The organism is Nitrosomonas oligotropha, from assembly GCF_009833085.1.
Taxonomy (GTDB): domain Bacteria; phylum Pseudomonadota; class Gammaproteobacteria; order Burkholderiales; family Nitrosomonadaceae; genus Nitrosomonas; species Nitrosomonas oligotropha.
In genome coordinates, this window is the sequence record NZ_QRBZ01000035.1 from 1 (window position 1) to 22,399 (window position 22,399).

Sequence of the window (22,399 nt, forward strand, 5' to 3'; positions counted from 1 at the left end):
AACGCTAGAAATTCTTACACCTTATAGAAAGAATTTCCTTTCTTTTTTGTGCTGCTACCATGAGATCAGCTATCAGCGTTTCTACAGGTAGTGGTAATATACAAATTTTCTCGGTTCCAAAAAATTTCAAAGGATTGGTATCACCATGTTTTCGCAGAAACACACAATAGAAAATGTCGACCCGGAATTATGGCAGGCGATTAAAGGGGAGATGCAACGTCAAGAAGACTATATCGAATTAATTGCTTCGGAAAATTATGCGAGCCCCGCAGTCATGCAAGCCCAAGGCTCTGTTTTAACCAATAAATACGCCGAAGGCTATCCCACAAAACGCTATTATGGCGGCTGTATGTATGCGGATCAGGTGGAGCAGTTAGCGATTGATCGCTTAAAAGCGCTTTTCGGCGCTGAATATGTCAATGTACAACCGCACTCAGGATCTCAAGCCAATGCAGCGGTTTATCTATCCGTGCTCAAGCCTGGCGATACCCTGCTGGGCATGTCACTCGCGCACGGAGGACATTTAACGCACGGTTCCAGCGTGAGCATGAGCGGGAAGATTTTTAATTCGATTTCGTATGGTTTGCGTCCGGATACTGAACTACTGGATTATGACGAGGTTGAACGGTTGGCTCATGAACATAAACCGAAAATGATCGTTGCAGGCGCTTCTTCATACGCGCGAGTCATTGATTGGGGGCGTTTTCGCAAAATTGCTGATGCCGTCGGCGCCTACTTGTTCGTCGATATGGCGCATTATGCCGGACTGGTTGCTGCCGGTTTTTATCCCAATCCCGTTGGCATCGCAGATTTCGTGACGAGCACCACGCATAAAACCCTGCGTGGTCCACGCGGCGGCATTATCATGGCCAAGCCGGAGCATGAGAAAGCACTGAATTCCGCTATATTTCCGCAAACTCAAGGCGGCCCTTTGATGCACGTGATTGCGGCCAAAGCGGTGGCGTTTAAGGAAGCAGCCAGCAAGGAATTCAAGGATTATCAAGAGCAGGTGATCGAGAATGCGCGAGTCATGGCGAAAGTGCTCACCAATCGCGGTTTGCGCATCGTATCCGGACAGACCGATTGTCATATGTTCTTGGTTGATCTGCGGGCGATGAATCTGACCGGAAAGCAGGCGGAAGCATCGTTGGAGCATGCGCATATCACGGTGAATAAAAACGCCATCCCTAACGATCCGCAGAAACCTTTCGTGACCAGCGGTATTCGTGTCGGTTCACCGGCGATAACCACGAGAGGTTTTAAAGAACTGGAAGCGGAACAATTGGCTAATCTGATCGCCGATGTGCTGGCGGCGCCGGAAGATGCGGCGGTTTTGTCACGCGTGGCTACTGAAGCAAAAAAAATGTGCGCAAAATTTCCGGTTTATGGATAAACCTCATCAACCTGGACGGAATTGAATAATCGTCCGTTCAGGTTGTTATGGCGGGTTTAATTGCGTATGAAATGTCCTTTTTGTAATGCCGATGACACCAATGTCATCGATTCGAGGGTCAGCGAGGATGGTCACAAGATTCGCCGCCGCCGCCGCTGCCCTGCCTGTGATAAGCGTTTTACCACATACGAGACCGTCGAGCTCCGTTTGCCGCAGGTGGTCAAACACGATGGCAGCCGGACGGAATTTGACCGCAACAAATTGCTGACGGGTTTTAAGCGGGCGCTGCACAAACGCCCGGTTCCCACCAGTTATGTCGATGCCGCGATTGATCGCATTGTGCAGAAATTTTTAGCGATGGGGGAACGCGAAGTTTCCTCGCGCAGTATCGGTGAAAGCGTGATGGAAGAGCTGTATAAACTCGATAAGGTTGCCTATATCCGCTTCGCATCGGTTTATAAAAGCTTCCAGGATGTGGATGACTTTCGCGATGCAATCAAGGAAGTGCAAAAACCGCATCAGCCGTTGCCAACCAACAAAGTATCCTGAATCAATAGAATGGCTCTGGACGTTCTATTGCCAGCACAGCCCATTACTCCACCGCAATAACAGTACCGATGTTTTCTGCCGCAGATTATGCCTTCATGTCGCATGCCTTGCGCTTAGCCGAGCGAGGACTGTATAGCACGACACCCAATCCGCGCGTCGGTTGTGTGATTGTGCGCGATGAGCGGATTGCGGGCAGCGGCTGGCATGAAAAAGCGGGGCAGCCGCACGCGGAAATTAATGCTTTGGCTGCTGCGGGGACTATAGCCCGTGGTGCGACCGCTTATGTGACGTTGGAGCCTTGCAGCCATCACGGCCGGACGCCGCCTTGCGCCGATGCTTTGATCGCCGCAGGTATCGCGCGGGTCGTTATGGCGATGGAAGACCCCAATCCGCTGGTATCCGGGCGTGGGCAGGCTGCATTGCAGCAGGCCGGGGTTATCGTGCAGACGGGATTGCTGCAAGCCGAAGCGCATGCATTGAATGCCGGTTTTGTTTCCCGCATGGCGCGGCAGAAGCCTTGGGTGCGTTTAAAAACAGCCGCCAGCCTGGATGGTAAGACTGCACTGAATAATGGTGTCAGCCAGTGGATTACCGGTGAAGCGGCGCGGCGCGATGGCCACCGGTGGCGGGCTCGTTCATGCGCTATCATGACGGGCATCGGCACCGTCAAGTCCGATGATCCGCAGTTGTCCGTCCGGCATATCGACACAGATCGTCAACCCAGGAAAGTCATCGTCGATAGCCATTTGGCGATACCTTTGGAGGCTCGCTTGCTGCAAGGCCGGGAAGAAACATTCATTTTCACCGCCCATGCAGAGAATCCGGAAAAAAAAGCTGCGCTGAGTCAGATGAATGCCCGGGTTATTGCGTTACCGGACGCCAAAGGCGCGGTTGATCTGCAACAAATGATGACGGTGCTGGCTGAATCCGGCATCAATGAAGTGCTGGTGGAAGCCGGTAGCGGGCTCAATAGCGCTCTGGTTGAAGCCGGATTAGTGGATGAATTAATTATTTATTTTGCCCCGCATTTAATCGGCAACGATGCGCAGGGTATGATTGCATTACCTGAACTGACCAATCTTGAACAAAAGAAAAAGCTTACGATTCAGGATATTCGCATGATCGGCCAGGATATCCGGATAATTGCGGGGTTTTTATAAGACTTGTCATTCACGTAGCGGCCGCTTGGCGAGCTTACGCTGCAATGTGCGGCGATGCATGTTTAATATTCTGGCAGTGACCGAGATATTGTTGTCGTTCTCGGTGAGGATTCGTTGAATGTATTCCCATTCCAACCGGCCTACGGATAAAGGATGCGCGCTGATCGGAATGTTCGCTTCTCCAACTGTGCGTTCAAAAGCCGCCATGATTTCATCCGCGTCGACTGGCTTGGCGAGATAATGTGTGGCGCCGAGTTTGATCGCTTCTACCGCAGTGGCGATGCTGGCATACCCCGTCAACATGACAATTCGAGTGCCCGGATCCAGGTTTCTCAATCTCTCAACTAGGACCAAGCCCGATTCACTGGATAATTTTAGATCGACAATCGCATATTCCGGTGTGGATGTTTCAGCCAGACTCAGCGCATCATCGATAGTGTGCGCGCAGGTGATGCTAAAGCCTCGTTTTGTGAGCGCTTTGGACAATACATCGCAAAAAACTTCATCGTCGTCGACAATCAGTAAACTCGGGTATTCGCTATTATCCGTTAATGAAGGTTCAATCATGCTATTCATCCTATTAGCGGTAAAACAACCTGTGTGCAGGCTCCGCCGCCTTCGAGATTAAACAAGCGGACACTGCCGCCAAAGCGCTCAATATTGGCATTGGCGAGGAACAAGCCGATGCCGAAGCCTTGTCCCGGCGCCTTGGTGGAAAAGAAGGCTTCGCCAGCGCGCTGCATTACTTCCGCAGATAAACCTTTGCCGTCATCGTTAATTTCCAGTTTCAGTTCCAGATTACCGTCCCAATGACTTTTAATTTCAATGCATTCGGACGATGCATCCGCTGCGTTATTCAGCAGATTCAGCAGCGATTGGCTTAATAATTGATTGTCCATAATTTTGGGGGCTGGCAGGTCACCTGTGCTTTGATAAGTGAACTTAACCGAGGGACGTATCAGCTTCCATTTGTCGAGAATCTGATTAAGAAAGACATCTACGGGTAATTCGCTACCATGCTCGGCTCTGGCCTGACCTGCTTTCGCCAATAGCTGCGTTAAAGTTTGCTTGCAGTGTGCGATCTGATCGCGAAGAATATGGATGTTATTCTGGAATTCAGTGTCCTGTGTGTATTCCTGCTGTAATTCTCCCGCGACGACGGCCATGGTCGAGAGGGGTGTGCCGAGTTCATGCGCGGCGCCGGCGGCCAATGTTCCCAATGCGATGATTTGCTCATTGCGCAATGCATGCTCTCGCGCCTTGGCGAGATCCTGATCCCGTTCGCGGATGGAGGAACTCATTCTCACGACGAACCATGCAATGATGACGGTACTTAACACAAAAGCCAGCCACATCCCTGATACATGCAACGCAAATTCAGTCAGATGCTTGTTGTGGTCGTGCGGTAACGGCACGTAATTGAACAGCAACAAGGTGTAGCAGGCGATTGTAATGATCGCCATGGTCCAGGTGTAACGCCATGGCAGCGTGGCCGCAGCTATCGTCATCGGTAGCAGAAATAATGAGATAAATGGATTCGTAGAGCCACCGCTGAAATACAGCAATGTGCTGAGTGCCAGGACATCGATCTGAAGTTGTAAGAAAAATTCCAGGTGGGATACCGGCCAATTGCGATGCAAGCGGATCCATGTCAGTAGATTTAACAGAGCGAGCAACGTGACCACGGTGATCATTTGCGTCCAGGGAATGACGATATCGATAGTCCAATACACTAAAGCAAAGGTCAGGCACTGCGCGGCAATGGCGATGTTTCGTAGCAGAAACAGGCGCTGCAAATTTTTACTGAGGGGCGATTGACTGAGATCACTGAACATTTAGGATGGTGCAGCTTTAATTGCCTGGGAAACCTGTAACATTAGCTTAAATTATTCTGTATGGCTATGCGACAAATTGTCTCAGGTATAATTCGGCAAGATTAGAATAGAAAAATCAGCGGATGTATTCATGCTGCGCAGCAAATGGCATTGTGAAAAACATGACGGTACGAACATTTGCCGGAATCGTGGTAAGCGGCGGTTTTTTCGGTTAGAATCGTGGGCCGGTTTTGTGGTGGACCGGGAGCTGGAGTTATCTTATTGAATTTTTTTATGATTCTAATCCCTGTTCCCAGTATCCAGCCTGTTAGCGCGGAATATTAGCAGTTGATGGCGTACTTGGCCAACTTACCGGGAATTTCGAGATGTATTCATACTGAAGCGGGTACCGGACAAACGCTGATAGAAATCTACCGGATTGGTAATACCAAAGTGTTACCGGTTGAGGAGGTCAGCAGCCTTCCTTGTGTTGACCGGGTAGTCAGGATTTCCGGGGAGTATCGTGCTGCACTGGTGGGATGTTATCAAGCAGCCTAAAAATAATAGCGCCAAAATTTTAATGCCTGATGTTTGTATCAGAGAATGAGTATAGGCAAGCTATCCATTGTTGGAGGATAAATAGATGATCAAAGTACTACTTTCAAACCCGAGGGGTTTTTGTGCCGGTGTGGACCGAGCGATAGAAATTGTGGAGCGTGCGTTAACGATGCACGGAGCGCCGATTTATGTGCGGCATGAAGTCGTTCACAACCGTTTCGTGGTCGAGAACCTGGAGAAGAAAGGCGCCGTATTTGTTGAAAATCTGGATGAAGTGCCGCAAGACAGCATTCTGATTTTCAGTGCGCACGGTGTATCGCACGCGGTACGGCGCGAGGCGGCGGATCGGAAACTGAAGGTATTTGACGCAACTTGCCCGCTGGTCACCAAAGTGCATGTGGAAGTAGCCAAAATGCGCAAAGAGGGCAAGGAAATTATCATGATCGGCCACCAAGGGCACCCGGAAGTTGAAGGCACGATGGGGCAAATTGAAGGTGTCGATAAAGGGATGTATCTGGTTGAAACCGAAACGGATGTAGATACCTTAAAAGTTAAGGACGAAACAAATTTGGCGTATGTGACGCAGACGACATTGTCGGTCGACGATGCTGCGCGCATTGTGGATGCCTTAAAGAAACGATTTCCAATGATTACCGGCCCTAAAAAAGACGATATCTGCTATGCCACGCAGAATCGTCAGGATGCCGTTAAGAAAATGGTTAATCAATGCGATCTGGTCATCGTCGTCGGTTCTCCCAATAGTTCAAATTCTAACCGGTTGTGTGAAGTCGCACGGAATGCCAATGTAGAATCGTATATGGTGGATCGTGCCGAGCAATTGCAAGAAGCCTGGTTTGTCGGGAAGAAAATTATCGGTATTACGGCCGGAGCTTCTGCGCCGGAAATTCTGGTGCAACAAGTGATTTCCCGGCTTAAGCAAATCGGAGCCGAACAAATCGGTGAAGATGTGACGATAGAAGAATTGAGTGGCGTGGTGGAATCGGTGGTGTTTCCATTGCCCAAAGCTTGATGTTTTTTAGTTAGTATCCCATCCCGCCTGGTAAGGAGCGGTATCAAACGGTTGTGCTGCTCCAGTCATTTCGTTTACCAGAATTTCCGCACTGGCAGGGGCCATCGTGACGCCATAGCGGAAGTGCCCGCTATTAATCAGAAGATTGCGAATGACCGGATGCCGCCCAATGGTGGGGATATTCTCTAACGAAGCCGGACGTAATCCTGACCAATGCTGCTTGATGGGCGTTTTCTCAAGTGCTGGCAGAATAATTTGAGCCCGCTCAAGCAGAGAATCGCGCGCGGCTATTGTCGTTTGCTTGTTAAATCCTGCATCCTCCAAAGTACTGCCAATGAGTAAATGACCATCGCGGCGTGGAATAAGATACAAGTCATTCTGCACGATAATGGCTGGTATAGGAGGCGTATCAAATTTAAATAGTAGCATTTGCCCTTTTACCGGTTTGATATCCAATTTGAGTGCATGGATTCCCAAAATTTTTGTACTCCAAGCACCTGCGCACACAATATAGTTATCGGCCGGAAATTCTCCACACAATGTAGCAACGGATTGTATGTGCCGGTCTGTTATTTTTAGATGATTGACTGCGCAGTTTTCAATGATCTTCCCACCCAATAGTTCAACTCGGCTGCGCAACGCACGTAAAAGTCTTGGGTTACGGACTTGAGCAACATCCGGCAGGAATAAAGCACAATTCTGAGCTTTATTCATTTGATCGGCAATAACGGCATAGATTGAATGAATATCACAAGCCGTACGCTGCTCTAGCTTTATCCCTCGCATGGAACACCACCGTCGGGCAGTTTCTTCATCATAAGGCGGCAAAATCAACATGCCGGATATTTGGTACTCCGGGTCAATGCCAGAAGTTTCACGCAATATAGAAACCCATTCCGGAAATTGCAACACACTATAGCTGGTAAGACTTGTAACCGCATCGGAATAGCGCCAAGGAAAAAGCGGCGACAAAATACCACCGCCTGCCCAGGATGATTCTTGCCCGGTTTTGTTGCGCTCAAGAATCGTAACTTTGGCACCCTGAACTAAAAGGCGCTCTGCTGTTGCAAGCCCTATGATTCCTGCGCCGATGACGATGACATCTTGTTTCATAATGGCTTGAGAGTTTGTTTTTGCTGACAGATAGAAATTTTGGTAAGGCAAATTCTATTCCCTACCGATAGTTGGAAAATGCTTTGCACTGAATTTATAGATTGTGATGGATATTAGATTGTGCTCGAAAAGCTAAAGTTTGTCTAAATTATGGCCGCTAAAATCTAGCCGATAGATAGCACTAATTGAGTCTAAAGAGATAAAAGAAAAGAGTATTGAAATATGCAAATGGGAAAGAGGCAATTAGTTAACCGGTTGTATCAGCATGGTTTCACTTTGACTGAACTGTTGGTCACCTTAAGTGTGGCCAGCATTCTGTTAACAGTTGCTGTACCTAGCTATCGCACCTTTGTACAAAACAATAGACAATCGACACAGAGCAACAATTTTTATTCCACGCTGGCTTTGGCGAAAAGTGAAGCTATTCGTCGCAGTAGCCCTGTCACAGTTTGCCCTAGCACAAACGGTACAAGCTGCACTGGAGGGGTAATCTGGTCGAATGGTTGGCTGGTTTTTGCTGATACCAATAGCAATGGTGTCGTTGAAGCTGGCGATGAAATTTTGCAGGTTGGGGCAGCTTTCTCGGGCGGAAATACCTTTTCAGGAACCAAAGCACGAGTCACTTTCACAGCCAATGGCTTCTCTATGGCATCCAACGATACTTTTACATTGTGCGACAACCGGGGGGCGGCATATTCCAAAGCTATTATCCTAAATAATCAGGGGCGTTTTCGTACTGAGACAGGCACCGGAACATGCGGATAAATAGAAAATCCTTAATGCGACGACAAGTTCAGGCTAACGGTTTTAGTTTGATAGAAGTGCTCATTACGATTTTGATTGTGTCTTTTGGTTTATTGAGTATGGCAGCACTGGTTGTATCAGGTGCGCGAGGTAACAATGTCGCGTACTACCGTTCGATAGCCAGTAAACAAACAGAGGATATCACCGATCGCATGCGCGCCAACATAGCCGGTGTAACTGCAGGTGCATATGATGCGCTTACTGCAACTATTCCAAGTAGTTTGGATTGCGTCACAAATACCTGTAGTTCAACACAAATGGCAACTTATGATCACGCTCAATGGAATACGGCAAATGCCAGGTTATTGCCAGGCGGGGCTGGAACTGTGAATGGAAGTTTAACCACAGGGTATACAGTTATCTTGATGTGGACCGAGAAGGAAATGAACGGCGAAGCAGATCCTAATTGTCTCGGGGGTGTAGTTAATACCCGATGTTTCGTTACGAGGTTTGCTCCATGATAATTATTTCAACAGTCCAGCAGAATAATTTCAAAATTGAGCGACGGAATAGAGCGCCGAATATTCAGCGTGGCTTTACTCTGGTTGAGCTGATGATCGGAATGACAATCGGCTTGGTATTACTACTCGTTATCGGCAGTGTTTTTGTCAGTAGCCGACAAGTATTCCGTGAGCAGGAAGATAATGCCCGCGTGCAAGAGAGCGGGCGTTTTGCATTGGAGATTATTGGCCGCAGTATCAAGCAAGCTGGGCATGTGGAAATGCCATTTTCTGGATTCAAAGTTGAATTCACTGGTACTGCTATTAGCGGTACCAATGGCGGTACCGGTGTAGCCGATACCCTGACGGTTCAATATGAAGGCACAACCGGAGATAGTGATTGTGAAGGAACAGGCGTTACTGTTGCGGGCAGGATTATTCAGAATCATTTTAATATTGATGCTGCCAATGCTGAATTACAGTGTGATGGTCAAATTTCCGATACTCCAACGGTGCCAGGGGCGGCGCCGTTGGGTCAAGTACTGCTGAGTGATGTAGAAGATTTACAAGTTCTATATGGGGTAGATACCAATGGTGATCAATCCGTTGACCGGTATGTGGAGTCACCTCTGGATTGGGAACAAGTGGTTACTGTACGCGCGTGTGTTTTGGTTCGTTCTGAGAAGACAAACGTGGTGTCTGCGGGAAATTACCTGAATTGCAGCGGAACATCAATCGCAATTCCAGCCGACAGACGGCTAAGAAGAGCTTTTACAGCAACCTTTAATTTACGTAATCGTATTAATGGTACGCCATGAATATAAATTCATATCTTCATCAGCGGCAGAGTGGGGCTGTATTTGTGACAGGTTTGATTTTTCTGCTGGTTTTGTCTCTTCTGGGAATAACAGCTGCAAAGATGGCAACGATAGAAGAACGAATGTCTGCCAATATACGAGATCGTATGCTCGCAACGCAAGCGGCTGAAATGGCACTGCGTTATGCCGAACACCACATTCGTGATAATGATCCATCCACGAACTCACCTAAATCGATTGAAGGGATGAGTGAATTTGACACGAATTGCACTGATGGATTTTGTTATTACGGTTCTGGAGTGGATGCTCCGGCTGTGTCGTCATGGACTACGTATTGCACTCCTGCTTGCCCCATCAGCTACGTTACGGGCAATATTTTTAGAGTTGATGGTGTTGCATATACAGCACCTAATTTGCCTGTTGGGGTGCCAGCCCCGACTTATTTGATTGAAGGAATTCAGAAAACCCCACCAGGTAATTTTCTAAGATATTACTACCGCATCACGGTCCGAGCTCAAGGAGCCAAGCAAGGCACTGTAGTGTGGTTACAAGAAGTTTTTAGGCCATAGGTTTACGAGAAAACTGTCAGGGATATAAAGATCATGAAGAAAATATTGGTTACAGTGAAGCATCTGATTGGCTTCTTATTGGCTATCTTGGCGAGTAATGTCCTGGCGCTACCTCCCCTTTCAAATACCCCTCTTTTTCTAGGCGGCAACATTTCTCCCAATGTCATGTTCACACTTGATGATTCGGGATCAATGCATTTTGAGGTGATGCCGGAAGACTTGATTCTACAAGATGTGCGTTATATGTTTCCTCGTGCGTCAGGTGTTTATGGTTCAGCAGATTACAACAATTATGTTGTCGATTTTGATCCAGCAAACCGATATGCTGCATCGTTAAGATCCAGCTATGTCAATAAAATTTATTATGACCCGGCTGTGAGATATTTGCCTTGGAGTAACGCCGATGGATCGCTGATGAGTAATGCTGATGCTACCTGCGCTTACCATAATCCATTCAATACCGCGGCAGGCTGCCGCAATCTTACAGTGAACAATACACAGACTGCAAATTGGCTGAAAGATAGTGGTATCAGATCGTCCAGTTCGTCAAAATCTTTCTATCCTGCTGTATATTTTAAATACAACTCAGGCAGCATCAATGCCGCAAGCAGTTACACGGAAGTAAAGATCATTTCGACGACCACTACTTATACCGGCGGGCCAAACCGCACGGATTGTGTTGCCGCCCCTACTTGTACGTATGCTGAAGAAATTCAGAACTTTGCTAATTGGTACACATACTATCGTTCTCGTATTTTATTGGCTCGTGCGGGGGTAGGCAGGGCATTCGCAGCGCAAGGAAATACCATGCGTGTGGGATTTGCGGCGATCAATAAGTCTTCTACAACCATTGATGGTGTGGCAACAACGGTTGTAAAAAGTGGCGTAAGGCAATTTACTGGAACTGACAGAACAAACTTTTTTACCAATCTTTATGATCATGATATTCCCGCAGCAGGCACACCTTTGCGAGAGGCTGTGCTGGCTGTGGGCGAATATTTCAAGAGAACCGACGATAAAGGTCCGTGGGGTGAGACACCCGGTTCGACCGGAGGTACGCAGCATGTATGCCGGCAGAATTATAATATTTTGATGACGGATGGCTACTGGACTGAGGGTTCTATATCGGGTTTGGATAATTCCGACAATTTATCTGGTTCTGCCATCACGAATAACTCTTTACCCGCAACTCCAGCAACTTATACATATGCTCCGGCGCTTCCTTATTCGGATGCTTATAGCGACACACTCGCTGATGCAGCGATGCAATACTGGAAAAATGATTTGCGTACGGATTTATCTAATAAGGTGCCTGTCAATCCACATGATCCGGCATTTTGGCAGCATTTGGTCACTTTTGCCGTTGGTTTGGGGGTAACTGGTACATTGAGCGCATTACCTTCCGGAGCGCAAACTTGGCCTGATCCGACAACGGGTGATGCGGTGAAAATAGATGATTTGTGGCATGCGGCTGTAAATGGAAGGGGAGAATTCTTTAGTGCCGCTGATCCTACGGCATTTACCAATGCATTAACCAGCGCACTTAAAACTATCGTGGCACGGACCGGCTCAGCATCAGCAGTGGCAGCCAATTCCAATTCATTGACGACAAATGGGCGTGTCTATCAAGCAAAGTTCAATAGCGGTGATTGGAGTGGGCAATTGTTGTCAATTCCAATCAGTTCCGCTGGTGTAATGGGTACCCCCGAATGGAATGCCGCAGATGTATCGCTTGCATCAAGAACGATTACACCGACTTCTCGAGTCATTATTACAAAGGGCAGTAGTGACGGAGTTTCATTTGAATATAGTAATCTAACTACTGCACAAAAAGCTTCACTCAACAAAAATGCTTCCGGTACTACCGATAATTGCGGTCCCGAAAGAGTGTCATTTTTGCGAGGAGATTCGGTACGTGAGAGCGCAAGTGGAACATTCACATGCGCTAGTTCCACATCTGTCAATAATTTTCGGGTTCGCCCTACCAGTAAGCTGGGTGATATTGTCAACTCCGGTCCGCTCTATGTGGGAAAACCCATCGCGGGTTATTCCAATGTGGATCATCCCGGCTATGCTGCATTCAGAAATAGCTATAAGGATCGGACTCCAATGATATACGTTGGCGCCAATGACGGGATGTTGCACGGGTTTAATGCTTGCATTGCTGGGGTGACGGCGGGATGTGCGGCTGCCGATTCGGGTAAAGAGCTGTTAGTTTATGTTCCGAGCTCCGTTTATGACAATTTAAGCCGACTGACAGACAAGGATTATACTGCTAATCATCGCTATTTCGTGGATGGATCTCCAATGACGGGGGATGTTTATTCGAGTGCAACTTCAAACTGGAGAAGTATACTCGTTGGTGGTCTGAATGGCGGCGGTCAAGGCTACTATGCTCTGGATATTACTAATCCGGCGGATGCATCGAAAGCAGCGCCAACTTTTACTGCTGCGAATGCTGCAAATTTACTGTTGTGGGAGTTTACCAATGCTGATGATAGCGATATGGGGTATAGCCACAATCTGCCGCAAGTTAACTCATTTACCGGTCAAGCAACGCAGATCGTCAAGATGGAGAACAATCAATGGGCTGTGATTGTTGGTAATGGTTATAACAGCACGGGCGGCAAGGCGGTTCTTTATATCCTATTTATTTCTGGGGGGGAAGATGGCACCTGGACAGTTGGAACGGATTACATCAAGTTGATCGCCGATGCAGGCACGGGAAATGGCCTTTCGACACCGACACCATTTGATACCAATGGCAATGGCAAGGCTGATGTGATATACGCGGGTGATATCAAAGGAAATTTGTGGAAATTCGATGTAAGCTCTGCGACTCCTTCAAGCTGGAATGTGGCTATAAGCCGGACACCTTTGTTTGTATCCGGTACGTCAAAACCTATTATTGCTCCGCCTTCTGTGAGTTTCCATCCTAAGGGTGGCCAGCTTGTTTTGTTTGGGACGGGCAAATACCTGGAAACTGCTGATACTACATCTACAAGTGCGCAGACTATCTATGGGGTATGGGATAATAGCACGGCAGCAACGGTAACGGCGGGTGCGCTTGTTCAACAAGTGCTAACAGATGGGACGGTTAGAACCGCGACCCAAAATGCGGTGTCCTACTCAACCACAATTAAGGGCTGGTATGTAAATCTGCCCGTTAGTGGTGAAAGACTTACAGGCGTGCCTAGTTTGGAAGATGGGATTTTTGTATTCACGAGTATTGTGCCGTCCGCATCGCCTTGCGACTTTGGCGGTAGAGGGGTCGTGAATGCAATCGATTTCTTGACTGGAGGGATGCTTTCTTCGCCCGCATTTGATACCAATAGAAATAGAATTCTTGCGCTTGACGATGGTTTGTCTGCAGGCGTAGAAATTGGCTTTTCTGTTGGTGGTGTCACACGCATCAGAGGTCATGCGGAAGATGATAGGCTGGTGTATTCAAAAGCTGATGGTACGCTAGAGCAGACAACAACGGCGAAAGGTGCTGCCGGATTACGTGGCCGGGTGACGTGGCGAGAGCTGATGCATTGATACAAAATCAATGCATATGATAAAAATTAGATTCTAGGAGATTAAAAAGACTATGGATTCAACACCCCGTTTATTTAGAGCGATGGGTTTTACTTTGATTGAACTCATGATTACAGTGGCAATTCTAGGTATTCTTGCTTCAATTGCTGTGCCGTCTTATCAGAACTATGTAAGGCAATCTAACCGGGCTGTTGCGAAGTCACTGCTTTACGAAAATGCTCAATTCATGGAGCGATTCTATTCTCAGAATAATCAGTATGATGCAACAGTAGGGGCGGATGGTATAGCAAACACTGGCGGAGACGATGTGGCAGTTACTTTACCCATCACACAATCGCCGAGAAGTGGTACGGCGCAGTATAATATTTCGCTTCAAGCCGTGGCAAACAATACTTTCATACTCCAAGCAGTTCCGGTAGGTTCAATGGCAGGCGACGTATGCGGCACACTCACTTTAAGTAATACTGGAGCGCAAGGTGCAGGCGGGGTTGTTGCAGACTGTTGGAATCGATAATTGTCATTCCGCTAACTTATCTTTAGAAGACCATTGTGAATAGGCTTTATTCTCTGATTTCCTGTTCAATCTGGTCGGCTGTCACGTGACGGACATCTTTACCTTTGACCATATAAACAACGTATTCAGACATGTTTTTCGCATGATCGCCAATGCGCTCGATGGCCTTGGCGATAAATACGATTTCCAGGCAAGTTGAAATTTTCCTGGGATCTTCCATCATAAAAGTAATCAGTTGACGCAAGATAGAGCGGAATTCTTCATCGACGAATTCATCCTGCCGCACAATTTGCGCAGCGGCATTCAAATCCAAGCGGGCGAAGGAATCGAGCGCCTTGTGCAGCATATCCATGGCGATACTGGCGACATGCTTAACTTCATTAAAACGCGGAATGTGCATACGATCCGTTGAATAAATCAGTTTTGCCATGCGGGCGATTTTTGCAGCTTCGTCGCCGATGCGCTCCAAATCGGTAATTGTCTTGATCACCATCATAATCATGCGCAAATCGCTTGCCGTCGGTTGTCTGCGCGCAATAATCTGATTGCAGATCTCATCAATCGAAACTTCCATCGCGTTGACACGGTGATCACGGGTAATTACCAGATCAATCAGCTCTTCATTGCCACTCGTTAAAGCATCGATCGCATTCTCGATTTGTTCTTCAACAAAGCCCCCCATTTGCAAAACGCGCGTGCGCACTTCTTCAAGGTCAGCGTCGAACTGCTTGGAAATATGTTCTTTAGTTGCCATGGTCTGCCTTTTGAGGATTCAAAGTATGTAATGCTTTACGGTCTTAATTATCCATGCTTAATACTAATCACACAGTAATGGTGCGTACACCGTTGTTTGTTCCCAATAATAACGTATCCGCCGGACGCCGGGCAAAAAGGCCGTTGGTTACAACACCGGTAATCTGATTGAGCGTTGCTTCCAATTCAACCGGATTCATAATCTGTAAACCATGCACATCCAGGATGACGTTACCGTTATCCGTGACGAAACCCTGACGCAAGGCCGGATGTCCACCCAAGTGCACAATCTCGCGCGCTACATAGCTGCGCGCCATCGGTATGACTTCAACGGGCAGCGGGAAGTTGCCAAGAATATTGACTAATTTGCTTTGATCGGTAATGCAGATAAATTTCCGGGCAACCGCCGCGACAATTTTCTCTCGTGTCAACGCACCGCCGCCACCTTTGATCATATGCAAGTGTTCGGTGATCTCATCCGCGCCATCGACATACACGGGAAGATCGATGACATTATTCAGATCCAGTACTTCAATACCATGACCTTTCAGACGTTGCGCCGTTATATCTGAACTGGCAACCGCGCCTTCGATTTTATTTTTAATTTTGGCTAATTCATCGATAAAGTAATTAGCAGTGGAGCCTGTGCCTACCCCAACAATACAACCCACCGGAATATGCTGAATTGCAGCTGCTGCAACTGCTCGTTTTTGTTCGTCTTGTGTCATTTATGGCCCTATCCAGACAAAAATTGATATAGCCTGTCAGGATAGCGTTATCTGCGAATTTAGACAATGCTTCTAGCGATCCGCGTTGTCAATCAAGCTTGGGAAAATCACCGGGTTTGCAGACGGCAATGTGCCTGATCAATCCTTCCGGTGTGAAGTATATGCGTTCCAATCCTTGCCGTTTTACCTGCTCTCTGGAAGAAGCATCGATACCGCTCATTGTAAACGCGAATTCCACGCCATTATTTTCAATACTGCGATATTCGGTAACTTCCCAATGGGCATCGGGAAAGCGGCCAAAGAAGCTGACCATCATGGCATGGATGGCCGAACTGCCTTTGTATTCACCGAAGTAAGCGGAATAATAAGTGGCATCGGCCGCAAACAGACGCTCGATCTGCACCAGGTCGTGATTATTCGATAAAGTGACGTAGTTTCTTGCCAGTTCGATGGGTTGCCCGATGTTCATTGATTCTGCACACATAAATGCTTACTAAGGGTCATGCGGATTTCGATTCCGCGCGGGTGAAGATCCATTCATCCTTGCCGCTATCTTCCTGGCTGAAGCGGTAGTCCGCCACATCGAAGTTTTTAATGGCTTCGGGTCTTGTGAGTTTGTTCTGGATAATGTAGCGGCTCATCATGCCGCGGGCTTTCTTGGCGAAGAAGCTGATAATTTTGTAAACACCGTTTTTCTGATCCTTGAAAACCGGAGTGATGATCCGTGCATTGAGTTTGCCGGGTTGGACGGACTGGAAATATTCATGGGAAGCGAGGTTGATCAGGACGCCGTCTTTTTGTTGCGCCAAATCCCGGTTGAGCGCTTGGGTGATTTTATCGTTCCAGAATTCGTACAAATTATTGCCGCGCGGATTTTTGAACTGAGTACCCATTTCCAGCCGGTAAGGCTGCATCAGATCCAGCGGGCGCAACACGCCATACAGTCCCGACAAAATGCGCAAATGATCTTGCGCGAACGCCAGTTCGTTTCCGGTCATCGTTTCGGCATCCAAGCCGGTATAGACATCGCCTTTGAACGCGAGAATCGCTTGCTTGGCATTTCTCAGCGTAAACGGGCGATTCCAGGCGAAGTAGCGGTTTGAGTTGAGCGTGGCCAATTTAGAGCTGATCGACATCATCGCACCGATTTGGCTGGGCTCCAGTTTTCTGAGTTCATCGATCAGCATCGCCGAATCGTCGAGAAAATCCGGTTGTGTGTGCACCTGCGTCAATGGGGGTGTTTCAAAGTCCAGTGTTTTTGCCGGTGAAATGACAATAATCATGCGTTTTTATCCTGAAATAAAAAATACTATCAGATTCGCTCACTGAGTAAAGGTTACTTGTAATTTGCGTCAGCAGCCCCAAACTATTGCTGGCCTAATTTATCAAACATTTTTTTGTCGATCGGAGGAGCGAATCATGCTTGGATATCGTAATTTAATTGTGCTGTTGACGCTGGCGCTGCTGATGCCGGTTGATCTATGGGCGCAGCAGGGCAATGGCGTGGAAAGTTTGCGTCAAACCGGCAAGGCGTTTGCCGCAGTGGCGCGTAAAGTTTCACCGTCGGTGGTACTGATTCAAGTTGAACGGGAAACCGAAGCGGCGCAGATGTCGCCGTTCGGTTTCCCGTTTGGCAATGGGGGCGGCGATAACTTTCCATTCGGCGATGAATTTTTCCGGCGCTTCTTTGGCGATCGCCTGCCCGATTCTCCCCGCTTTAATGCACCGGGAAAGAAACCACAGCAAGGCAAGCAACGCTCGGTTGTCGGACAAGGTTCCGGTTTTGTTTTTGCGGCCAACAATAAAAAAACCTATATCCTGACGAATAATCATGTGATCGAAGGGAACGACAAAATCAGTGTCAAGTTTCTCGATGGCCGTGAGTTTGAAGCAAAAATTAAAGGCACCGACCCCAAATCGGATATCGCCGTGATCGAAATCGAAGCCAGCGATCTGCCCGCAGTGCAAATCGGCGATTATGCCCAATTGGAAGTGGGCGAATGGGTGGTGGCGATCGGAAATCCGTTTGGGTTGAGTCATACCTTGACGGTCGGTGTGGTCAGCGCGAAAGGCAGAACTTCGCTCGGTATTAGCGATTACGAAGACTTCATTCAAACCGACGCCGCGATCAATCCCGGCAATTCCGGCGGGCCGCTGGTCAATCTGGACGGCGAGGTGATCGGTATGAATACCGCGATTTTCAGCCGCAGCGGCGGTTACATGGGCATCGGCTTCGCCATTCCGATCAATCTGGCCGAGCGTATCGCCAATCAATTGATCGACAAGGGCGAAGTAGTGCGGGGTTACTTGGGCATCATGATTCAGCCGCTGACCGCCGATTTGGTCAAGTCCTTCGATTTGAAAAATGACAAAGGCATTTTGATCGCGCAAGTGACAAAAAACTCGCCTGCTGAAAAAGCCGGTCTCAAAGCCGGTGATGTGATCGTGAACTATCAGGGGCGGCCGGTGAGCGATACCGGCGATTTCCGCAACCAGGTCGCATTGGCGCAACCGGGTAGCAAAGTGGAATTCGATATCGTCCGCGACGGTAAGCAGCGCAGCATCACCGTGAAAATCGACAAACTCAGCGATAACAAACTCGCGGCGCAAGAATCTTCGTCGCATGCGAGCGATAAGCTGGGCTTGACGGTGCAGACCGTTACCGCCGATGTAGCGCGGCAACTGGGAATAAAAGCCGGGCAAGGTGTCGTCGTGACCGAAGTGGCCCCGGGATCGGTGGCAACCATGGCGGGTATCAGCCCTGGCAGTGTGATTCTGGAAGTCAATCGCAAAGCGGTTAACACCCCCGCCGAGTTCAATCAGGCAGTAAAAAACAGTACCAATAATAAAGTGCTGTTACTGGTGCGGGATGATGATGTATCGCGCTATGTGGTGTTGAGCTGGCGTTGATGAAGTGAGTCAGCGCTGTGTGAAGCGGGAAATGGTTTACCCGCTTCACACAGCGCATGTGGTTGCGGTGATGTTTGAGCCTGCGGGTGGTTTATGATGAATGTGATCCCGTGATAGGATGGCCCGATATCATTCATTCGTTGATTAGTCATGAACATCGCTCTGGAAATTCAAGCCCTCCATGCCGACATGCTCCGCTGGCGCAGGCAAATCCACCAGCACCCTGAAACCGCTTTTGAAGAAACCGCCACCGCGCAACTGATCGCCGCGCAACTGCAACAAGCCGGTATCGAGGTGCATCAGGGGGTGGCGAAAACTGGGATCGTCGGTGTTCTGCGCCGTGGTAACGGCACTCACAGCATTGCACTGCGTGCCGATATGGATGCGCTATTCATCCAGGAACAAAACCGCTTCGCGCATGCTTCCTGTAACAGCGGCAAAATGCACGCTTGCGGTCACGACGGGCACTGCGCCATGCTGCTCGGTGCGGCGAGCTATCTGGCCGAGCACGGCCGTTTCGACGGCACGGTGTATTTCATTTTCCAACCGGCGGAAGAATGCCGTGCCGGAGCGCATCAAATGATCAGCGAAGGCTTGTTCGAGCAATTCCCGGCGCAACGGGTGTTCGGCATGCATAATTTCCCGGATGTGCCCGCCGGTCATTTTGCCGTTAAAGCCGGTCCGATGATGGCGTCGTTCGATTGTTTCGAGATTATCTTGAAAGGGCAAGCCACGCACGCCGCGATGCCGCATCTCGGTAACGATGTGTTGGTTGCTGCCGCGCATTTGATCACGCAATTGCAAACCATCGTCAGCCGCCGGATCGATCCCGCCGATGCTGCGGTGGTCAGTGTCACGCAAATTCACGGCGGCAACACCTGGAATGCGCTGCCGGATTCCGCCGTCATTCGCGGCACTTTCCGCAGCTTCAAGAATTCCGTGCGAGAGCAGCTGGAACAAGGCATTCGCCATCTGGCCGAAAGCGTCGCACAAGGCTTCCAGCTGCAAGCCGATATCCGCTTCAACCCCGAAAACCCCGGCTACCCGGTCACCGTTAACAGCCCGGATGAAACCGCCAATGCGATCCGCGCCGCCACCGCCGTTGCCGGTGAACAATGCGTCGACACCGCGCCCACCCCCAGCATGGGTGCGGAAGACTTCGCTTTCATGCTGCAACAGAAACCGGGCTGCTACATCTGGATCGGCAACGGCAGCTCGGAAGGCGGGTGCTTACTGCATAATCCCCACTACGATTTTAACGACGAGATTTTGCCGCTGGGTGCGGCGTATTGGGTTAAGTTGGTGGAGAATGAGTTGTCTGTTTAATTTCTGTTGATCCGTATTGTGGGATTCAAATACTAAGTTGCGGACTCGTGCAGTAGAAGTAGTGTGCACTGAAATCGTGCATCCAATAATGGGAAGGACATCACGGATGAAAAAGATTACTCTAAGCGCCGACGATAAATTGATCGAAGCCGCTCGAGCACGCGCCCGTGCCGAGCAGACCACACTCAACGAACAATTCCGCTGCTGGCTGGCCGATTATGTCCAGCAGGAACAAAAAAGCGAATCCGCGATGGCATTGATCGAAGAACTGCGCAGGCAAGTGTCAACCGGCGGCCGGAAATTCGTGCGGGATGAAATGAATGAGTAGTGAGTTTGTCGATACCAATTGGAACAGATTCTGGTTCCGTTGTCGCAGGTCATGCCTAGCTCGGCGTTTTATCAACGGGGTCTCGCGCATTTCTCAAAAATCATGTACGAAAGAGAGCATATCTACCGGGTCGTGCTGTAATTATCATCGTGATTGATTGTGCGCCTTCTCGCAGTCGGCACATCCTACGCACTATGGGTACGGCCTTCCGTCCTTGTGAAAGAGGCGCCATGAACCATCGGCAAAGCGGGCAACAAGATCGTCATCCGGGTAGGTTACTTCATCGCCGGGCGTTCGATCACCGGCTTCCAAATACACCGCATCTACCGGAGTTTCGTTGACAAGATGGTGCGCATCGCCAGTGCCTGCCTTGAATCCGGCGCACATGCCCGCATGCAGTTCCGTGCGGCCAGCGTCGGAATAAAGTGCCAGCGTGCCGGACACGACGTAGACGAACTCGTCTTGTTTGCTGTGCGCATGCCGCAGTGCCGACACCGCTCCCGGCGCAAGCACGGTAATATTCACGCCAAAGTTGGTGAGACCGAACAAATCGCCCAATGACCGTTTCACACGCCCGTTCATCATCGAACGGAACGGCTCGGGATAGGACGAGGGCGTGGCTCGTGGCGCGTGGCGCGGCGTCAAGCGCGGTAATTGAATGAATTTTTGTGTTCATCGTGAGTAGATAAGTTGATATGAAATTTAATGCCGGAAGTTTTTCACTGAGCAGATAGATTGTGCGCCTTTTTGCGATCGACACCCCACCGGGCTTGTTAACGCGTAGGTTGGAGTGAGCTTGCGAACTCCAACTTTTCACCGCTCGCCATAACCACCTTTATCGTTGCTAGCAACGTCACCGCCCCAATCATCAGAAATGATCCCAGCTTTAATATACCGGTGAATGCTTGAATAAGGCCATTCGCTTGCCCGGTGGACGTATCCATGTTTTACCGGATTGTAATGAATGTAATCGACATGCCGCTCAAAATCATTTTCGTCACGAATCAGATGCTCCCAATACCGGCGTTGCCAAATTCCACGTTCGCCTTTGGAAATCCGGCTGGCATTACGGCGTTCGTTTATGGCGATATGACGCGAGAAACCGGATTTGATCAGCATCCATCGAGTAGCAAAATCCGCATCGTCAGGCGGTAAAGTCCATATCGCATGCAAATGATCCGGCAACACGACGAACGCATCGATGTGAAAGGGATGCCGCTGCTTAACCGTTTTGACAGCTTCGCGCAAAATTTCCACATGATCCAATAACAAGCGCAGGTGACGTTGCGCAAGATTGACCGTGAAGAAATAGGTTCCGCCTTTTACATCGGCGCGCCGGTATCGCATGATTGATCATTTCCTTATGCCAATATTCGATGTTGGGGTTCGCAGGCTCACTCCAACCTACCGGGCTACACATATGCCTTCTCCTTTTCTCGCCTCAAGACCAAGAGACCACAAGACCTCGCTGAGCACACTTGAGACAACCGCATGCGCGACATTCAGTGCTTGATTTGCCTCGGTGCGATCGGCATGAAAGCCTTGATGGACAACCTTGTTTCTTTTCTCTTGCAGTGCCTCAATTTCTTTTAGTAGAGTGCTTGATTCGCCCTCTCGTTTTATTTCCTCAAGTTTCGACTCGGTAAGGTGGTTAAAAAGTTTCCCGAGCAGTTTGTGATAGCGCTTAAGGCCTGATTGACTGAGCGTTTCATTGACAATGACTTCGGCAACAGCTTCGCTATGAATTAGCCCGTAAATAACGGGTTTCAGTAGTGTAGCTTTTAGAAAAAGCTCAATTGACGAAACAGCAAACACAAGCGCTGCTTCGTGTTGCTGAAGCTGGAAAAGCTGCTCCGCATTGCGGAGCATGAACACGGCTGGTTTGGCTACATTTGGATTTGCCAGATAGTAGGAGCGGAGCCGATCAACAGCAAATTCTTGAACGGCTTGTTCTTTGTGCTCAGGATACAGTTCATCTGCAAGACGAGCGTACATTTCTTCGTGAGCGATATCGAACTCGTCATCCATGTGATGAGATTCCTAACTAGAATT

General features: G+C 48.9%; 24 protein-coding genes. 14 read left to right on the forward strand and 10 right to left on the reverse strand.

Annotation, left to right across the window (positions count from 1 at the left end):
- Positions 1-145 precede the first annotated feature (145 nt).
- The 3 genes from glyA to ribD all read left to right on the forward strand — a co-directional run bounded on the left by glyA (position 146) and on the right by ribD (position 3,102).
- Positions 146-1,393, forward strand: a complete 1,248-nt coding sequence (glyA, locus tag ABD07_RS11355; protein ID WP_108698147.1) for a serine hydroxymethyltransferase — start codon at positions 146-148, stop codon at positions 1,391-1,393.
- 66 nt (positions 1,394-1,459) lie between these two features.
- The gene (nrdR, locus tag ABD07_RS11360) at positions 1,460-1,942 is read left to right on the forward strand and encodes a transcriptional regulator NrdR (RefSeq protein WP_160818361.1); all 483 of its coding nucleotides are present in this window, start codon (positions 1,460-1,462) and stop codon (positions 1,940-1,942) included.
- Between the two features lie 68 nt (positions 1,943-2,010).
- Positions 2,011-3,102, forward strand: a complete 1,092-nt coding sequence (ribD, locus tag ABD07_RS11365) for a bifunctional diaminohydroxyphosphoribosylaminopyrimidine deaminase/5-amino-6-(5-phosphoribosylamino)uracil reductase RibD (protein ID WP_160818362.1) — start codon at positions 2,011-2,013, stop codon at positions 3,100-3,102.
- Positions 3,103-3,108: 6 nt separating this feature from the next.
- On the opposite strand, the gene ABD07_RS11370 is transcribed toward ribD, so the two are convergent.
- Both ABD07_RS11370 and ABD07_RS11375 read right to left on the reverse strand, forming a co-directional pair.
- A complete protein-coding gene (locus tag ABD07_RS11370) occupies positions 3,109-3,669 on the reverse strand; it encodes a response regulator transcription factor (protein ID WP_160818363.1) in 561 nt (186 codons plus the stop codon).
- Between the two features lie 5 nt (positions 3,670-3,674).
- The gene (locus ABD07_RS11375) at positions 3,675-4,937 is read right to left on the reverse strand and encodes an ATP-binding protein (RefSeq protein ID WP_160818364.1); all 1,263 of its coding nucleotides are present in this window, start codon (positions 4,935-4,937) and stop codon (positions 3,675-3,677) included.
- A 330-nt stretch (positions 4,938-5,267) separates the two neighbouring features.
- Between ABD07_RS11375 and ABD07_RS11380 the strand changes: the two genes are divergently transcribed.
- Together ABD07_RS11380 and ispH are read left to right on the forward strand one after the other, a co-directional pair.
- Positions 5,268-5,474, forward strand: a complete 207-nt coding sequence (locus ABD07_RS11380) for a hypothetical protein (protein ID WP_160818365.1) — start codon at positions 5,268-5,270, stop codon at positions 5,472-5,474.
- Between the two features lie 85 nt (positions 5,475-5,559).
- Positions 5,560-6,504, forward strand: coding sequence for a 4-hydroxy-3-methylbut-2-enyl diphosphate reductase (gene ispH / locus ABD07_RS11385; protein ID WP_108698152.1), 945 nt, complete (start codon positions 5,560-5,562; stop codon positions 6,502-6,504).
- A gap of 6 nt (positions 6,505-6,510) precedes the next feature.
- On the opposite strand, the gene thiO is transcribed toward ispH, so the two are convergent.
- A complete protein-coding gene (gene thiO, locus ABD07_RS11390; RefSeq protein ID WP_160818427.1) occupies positions 6,511-7,617 on the reverse strand; it encodes a glycine oxidase ThiO in 1,107 nt (368 codons plus the stop codon).
- Positions 7,618-7,845: 228 nt separating this feature from the next.
- On the opposite strand from thiO, the gene ABD07_RS11395 reads away from it, so the two are divergent.
- The 6 genes from ABD07_RS11395 to ABD07_RS11420 are packed head-to-tail and all read left to right on the forward strand — an operon-like array spanning position 7,846 to position 14,302.
- Positions 7,846-8,382 carry a GspH/FimT family pseudopilin gene (locus ABD07_RS11395; protein ID WP_240142533.1) on the forward strand — a complete coding sequence of 179 codons (537 nt, stop codon included), beginning with the start codon at positions 7,846-7,848 and terminating at the stop codon, positions 8,380-8,382.
- Complete coding sequence (gene pilV / locus ABD07_RS11400; protein ID WP_160818367.1) at positions 8,373-8,882, forward strand: type IV pilus modification protein PilV; 510 nt, start codon at positions 8,373-8,375, stop codon at positions 8,880-8,882. The genes ABD07_RS11395 and pilV overlap by 10 nt, the downstream gene beginning before the upstream one ends.
- The gene (locus tag ABD07_RS11405; protein ID WP_160818368.1) at positions 8,879-9,679 is read left to right on the forward strand and encodes a PilW family protein; all 801 of its coding nucleotides are present in this window, start codon (positions 8,879-8,881) and stop codon (positions 9,677-9,679) included. Before pilV ends, ABD07_RS11405 begins: the two co-directional genes overlap by 4 nt.
- Positions 9,676-10,248, forward strand: coding sequence for a pilus assembly PilX family protein (locus ABD07_RS11410; protein WP_160818369.1), 573 nt, complete (start codon positions 9,676-9,678; stop codon positions 10,246-10,248). The genes ABD07_RS11405 and ABD07_RS11410 overlap by 4 nt, the downstream gene beginning before the upstream one ends.
- 33 nt (positions 10,249-10,281) lie before the next feature.
- On the forward strand, positions 10,282-13,788 hold the full coding sequence (locus ABD07_RS11415; protein WP_160818370.1) for a pilus assembly protein: 3,507 nt from the start codon (positions 10,282-10,284) through the stop codon (positions 13,786-13,788).
- Positions 13,789-13,840: 52 nt separating this feature from the next.
- Positions 13,841-14,302 (forward strand): type IV pilin protein, encoded by a 462-nt coding sequence (locus ABD07_RS11420; RefSeq protein ID WP_160818371.1) that lies wholly within the window; start codon positions 13,841-13,843, stop codon positions 14,300-14,302.
- Positions 14,303-14,348: 46 nt separating this feature from the next.
- On the opposite strand, the gene phoU is transcribed toward ABD07_RS11420, so the two are convergent.
- The 4 genes from phoU to yaaA all read right to left on the reverse strand — a co-directional run bounded on the left by phoU (position 14,349) and on the right by yaaA (position 17,066).
- On the reverse strand, positions 14,349-15,056 hold the full coding sequence (phoU, locus tag ABD07_RS11425) for a phosphate signaling complex protein PhoU (RefSeq protein ID WP_108698158.1): 708 nt from the start codon (positions 15,054-15,056) through the stop codon (positions 14,349-14,351).
- Positions 15,057-15,123: 67 nt separating this feature from the next.
- Positions 15,124-15,783: a ribose-5-phosphate isomerase RpiA gene (rpiA, locus tag ABD07_RS11430; protein ID WP_160818372.1), complete on the reverse strand. Its 660-nt coding sequence runs from the start codon at positions 15,781-15,783 to the stop codon at positions 15,124-15,126.
- 88 nt (positions 15,784-15,871) lie between these two features.
- A complete protein-coding gene (locus ABD07_RS11435; protein WP_160818373.1) occupies positions 15,872-16,252 on the reverse strand; it encodes a nuclear transport factor 2 family protein in 381 nt (126 codons plus the stop codon).
- Between the two features lie 31 nt (positions 16,253-16,283).
- A complete protein-coding gene (gene yaaA, locus ABD07_RS11440) occupies positions 16,284-17,066 on the reverse strand; it encodes a peroxide stress protein YaaA (RefSeq protein ID WP_160818374.1) in 783 nt (260 codons plus the stop codon).
- Between the two features lie 136 nt (positions 17,067-17,202).
- Between yaaA and ABD07_RS11445 the strand changes: the two genes are divergently transcribed.
- The 3 genes from ABD07_RS11445 (at position 17,203) to ABD07_RS11455 (ending at position 20,347) form a co-directional block, all read left to right on the forward strand.
- Entirely contained in the window at positions 17,203-18,693 is a 1,491-nt protein-coding gene (locus ABD07_RS11445) for a DegQ family serine endoprotease (RefSeq protein WP_160818375.1), read from the forward strand.
- Positions 18,694-18,843: 150 nt separating this feature from the next.
- A complete protein-coding gene (locus ABD07_RS11450; RefSeq protein WP_160818376.1) occupies positions 18,844-20,019 on the forward strand; it encodes a M20 aminoacylase family protein in 1,176 nt (391 codons plus the stop codon).
- A 106-nt stretch (positions 20,020-20,125) separates the two neighbouring features.
- A complete protein-coding gene (locus ABD07_RS11455) occupies positions 20,126-20,347 on the forward strand; it encodes a hypothetical protein (protein ID WP_160818377.1) in 222 nt (73 codons plus the stop codon).
- A gap of 192 nt (positions 20,348-20,539) precedes the next feature.
- On the opposite strand, the gene ABD07_RS11460 is transcribed toward ABD07_RS11455, so the two are convergent.
- The 3 genes from ABD07_RS11460 to ABD07_RS11470 all read right to left on the reverse strand — a co-directional run bounded on the left by ABD07_RS11460 (position 20,540) and on the right by ABD07_RS11470 (position 22,375).
- Positions 20,540-20,932 carry a cupin domain-containing protein gene (locus ABD07_RS11460; protein ID WP_160818378.1) on the reverse strand — a complete coding sequence of 131 codons (393 nt, stop codon included), beginning with the start codon at positions 20,930-20,932 and terminating at the stop codon, positions 20,540-20,542.
- Between the two features lie 228 nt (positions 20,933-21,160).
- Positions 21,161-21,694 (reverse strand): REP-associated tyrosine transposase, encoded by a 534-nt coding sequence (locus ABD07_RS11465; protein WP_160818379.1) that lies wholly within the window; start codon positions 21,692-21,694, stop codon positions 21,161-21,163.
- A gap of 57 nt (positions 21,695-21,751) precedes the next feature.
- The gene (locus ABD07_RS11470) at positions 21,752-22,375 is read right to left on the reverse strand and encodes a hypothetical protein (RefSeq protein WP_160818380.1); all 624 of its coding nucleotides are present in this window, start codon (positions 22,373-22,375) and stop codon (positions 21,752-21,754) included.
- Positions 22,376-22,399 lie beyond the last annotated feature (24 nt).

Coding starts and splice junctions, on each gene's coding strand:
- glyA (WP_108698147.1), top strand. CDS start 146: ATGTTTTCGCAGAAACACACAATAGAAAATGTCGACCCGGAATTATGG.
- nrdR (WP_160818361.1), top strand. CDS start 1,460: ATGAAATGTCCTTTTTGTAATGCCGATGACACCAATGTCATCGATTCG.
- ribD (WP_160818362.1), top strand. CDS start 2,011: ATGTTTTCTGCCGCAGATTATGCCTTCATGTCGCATGCCTTGCGCTTA.
- ABD07_RS11370 (WP_160818363.1), bottom strand. CDS start 3,669: ATGATTGAACCTTCATTAACGGATAATAGCGAATACCCGAGTTTACTG.
- ABD07_RS11375 (WP_160818364.1), bottom strand. CDS start 4,937: ATGTTCAGTGATCTCAGTCAATCGCCCCTCAGTAAAAATTTGCAGCGC.
- ABD07_RS11380 (WP_160818365.1), top strand. CDS start 5,268: ATGGCGTACTTGGCCAACTTACCGGGAATTTCGAGATGTATTCATACT.
- ispH (WP_108698152.1), top strand. CDS start 5,560: ATGATCAAAGTACTACTTTCAAACCCGAGGGGTTTTTGTGCCGGTGTG.
- thiO (WP_160818427.1), bottom strand. CDS start 7,617: ATGAAACAAGATGTCATCGTCATCGGCGCAGGAATCATAGGGCTTGCA.
- ABD07_RS11395 (WP_240142533.1), top strand. CDS start 7,846: ATGGGAAAGAGGCAATTAGTTAACCGGTTGTATCAGCATGGTTTCACT.
- pilV (WP_160818367.1), top strand. CDS start 8,373: ATGCGGATAAATAGAAAATCCTTAATGCGACGACAAGTTCAGGCTAAC.
- ABD07_RS11405 (WP_160818368.1), top strand. CDS start 8,879: ATGATAATTATTTCAACAGTCCAGCAGAATAATTTCAAAATTGAGCGA.
- ABD07_RS11410 (WP_160818369.1), top strand. CDS start 9,676: ATGAATATAAATTCATATCTTCATCAGCGGCAGAGTGGGGCTGTATTT.
- ABD07_RS11415 (WP_160818370.1), top strand. CDS start 10,282: ATGAAGAAAATATTGGTTACAGTGAAGCATCTGATTGGCTTCTTATTG.
- ABD07_RS11420 (WP_160818371.1), top strand. CDS start 13,841: ATGGATTCAACACCCCGTTTATTTAGAGCGATGGGTTTTACTTTGATT.
- phoU (WP_108698158.1), bottom strand. CDS start 15,056: ATGGCAACTAAAGAACATATTTCCAAGCAGTTCGACGCTGACCTTGAA.
- rpiA (WP_160818372.1), bottom strand. CDS start 15,783: ATGACACAAGACGAACAAAAACGAGCAGTTGCAGCAGCTGCAATTCAG.
- ABD07_RS11435 (WP_160818373.1), bottom strand. CDS start 16,252: ATGAACATCGGGCAACCCATCGAACTGGCAAGAAACTACGTCACTTTA.
- yaaA (WP_160818374.1), bottom strand. CDS start 17,066: ATGATTATTGTCATTTCACCGGCAAAAACACTGGACTTTGAAACACCC.
- ABD07_RS11445 (WP_160818375.1), top strand. CDS start 17,203: ATGCTTGGATATCGTAATTTAATTGTGCTGTTGACGCTGGCGCTGCTG.
- ABD07_RS11450 (WP_160818376.1), top strand. CDS start 18,844: ATGAACATCGCTCTGGAAATTCAAGCCCTCCATGCCGACATGCTCCGC.
- ABD07_RS11455 (WP_160818377.1), top strand. CDS start 20,126: ATGAAAAAGATTACTCTAAGCGCCGACGATAAATTGATCGAAGCCGCT.
- ABD07_RS11460 (WP_160818378.1), bottom strand. CDS start 20,932: ATGATGAACGGGCGTGTGAAACGGTCATTGGGCGATTTGTTCGGTCTC.
- ABD07_RS11465 (WP_160818379.1), bottom strand. CDS start 21,694: ATGCGATACCGGCGCGCCGATGTAAAAGGCGGAACCTATTTCTTCACG.
- ABD07_RS11470 (WP_160818380.1), bottom strand. CDS start 22,375: ATGGATGACGAGTTCGATATCGCTCACGAAGAAATGTACGCTCGTCTT.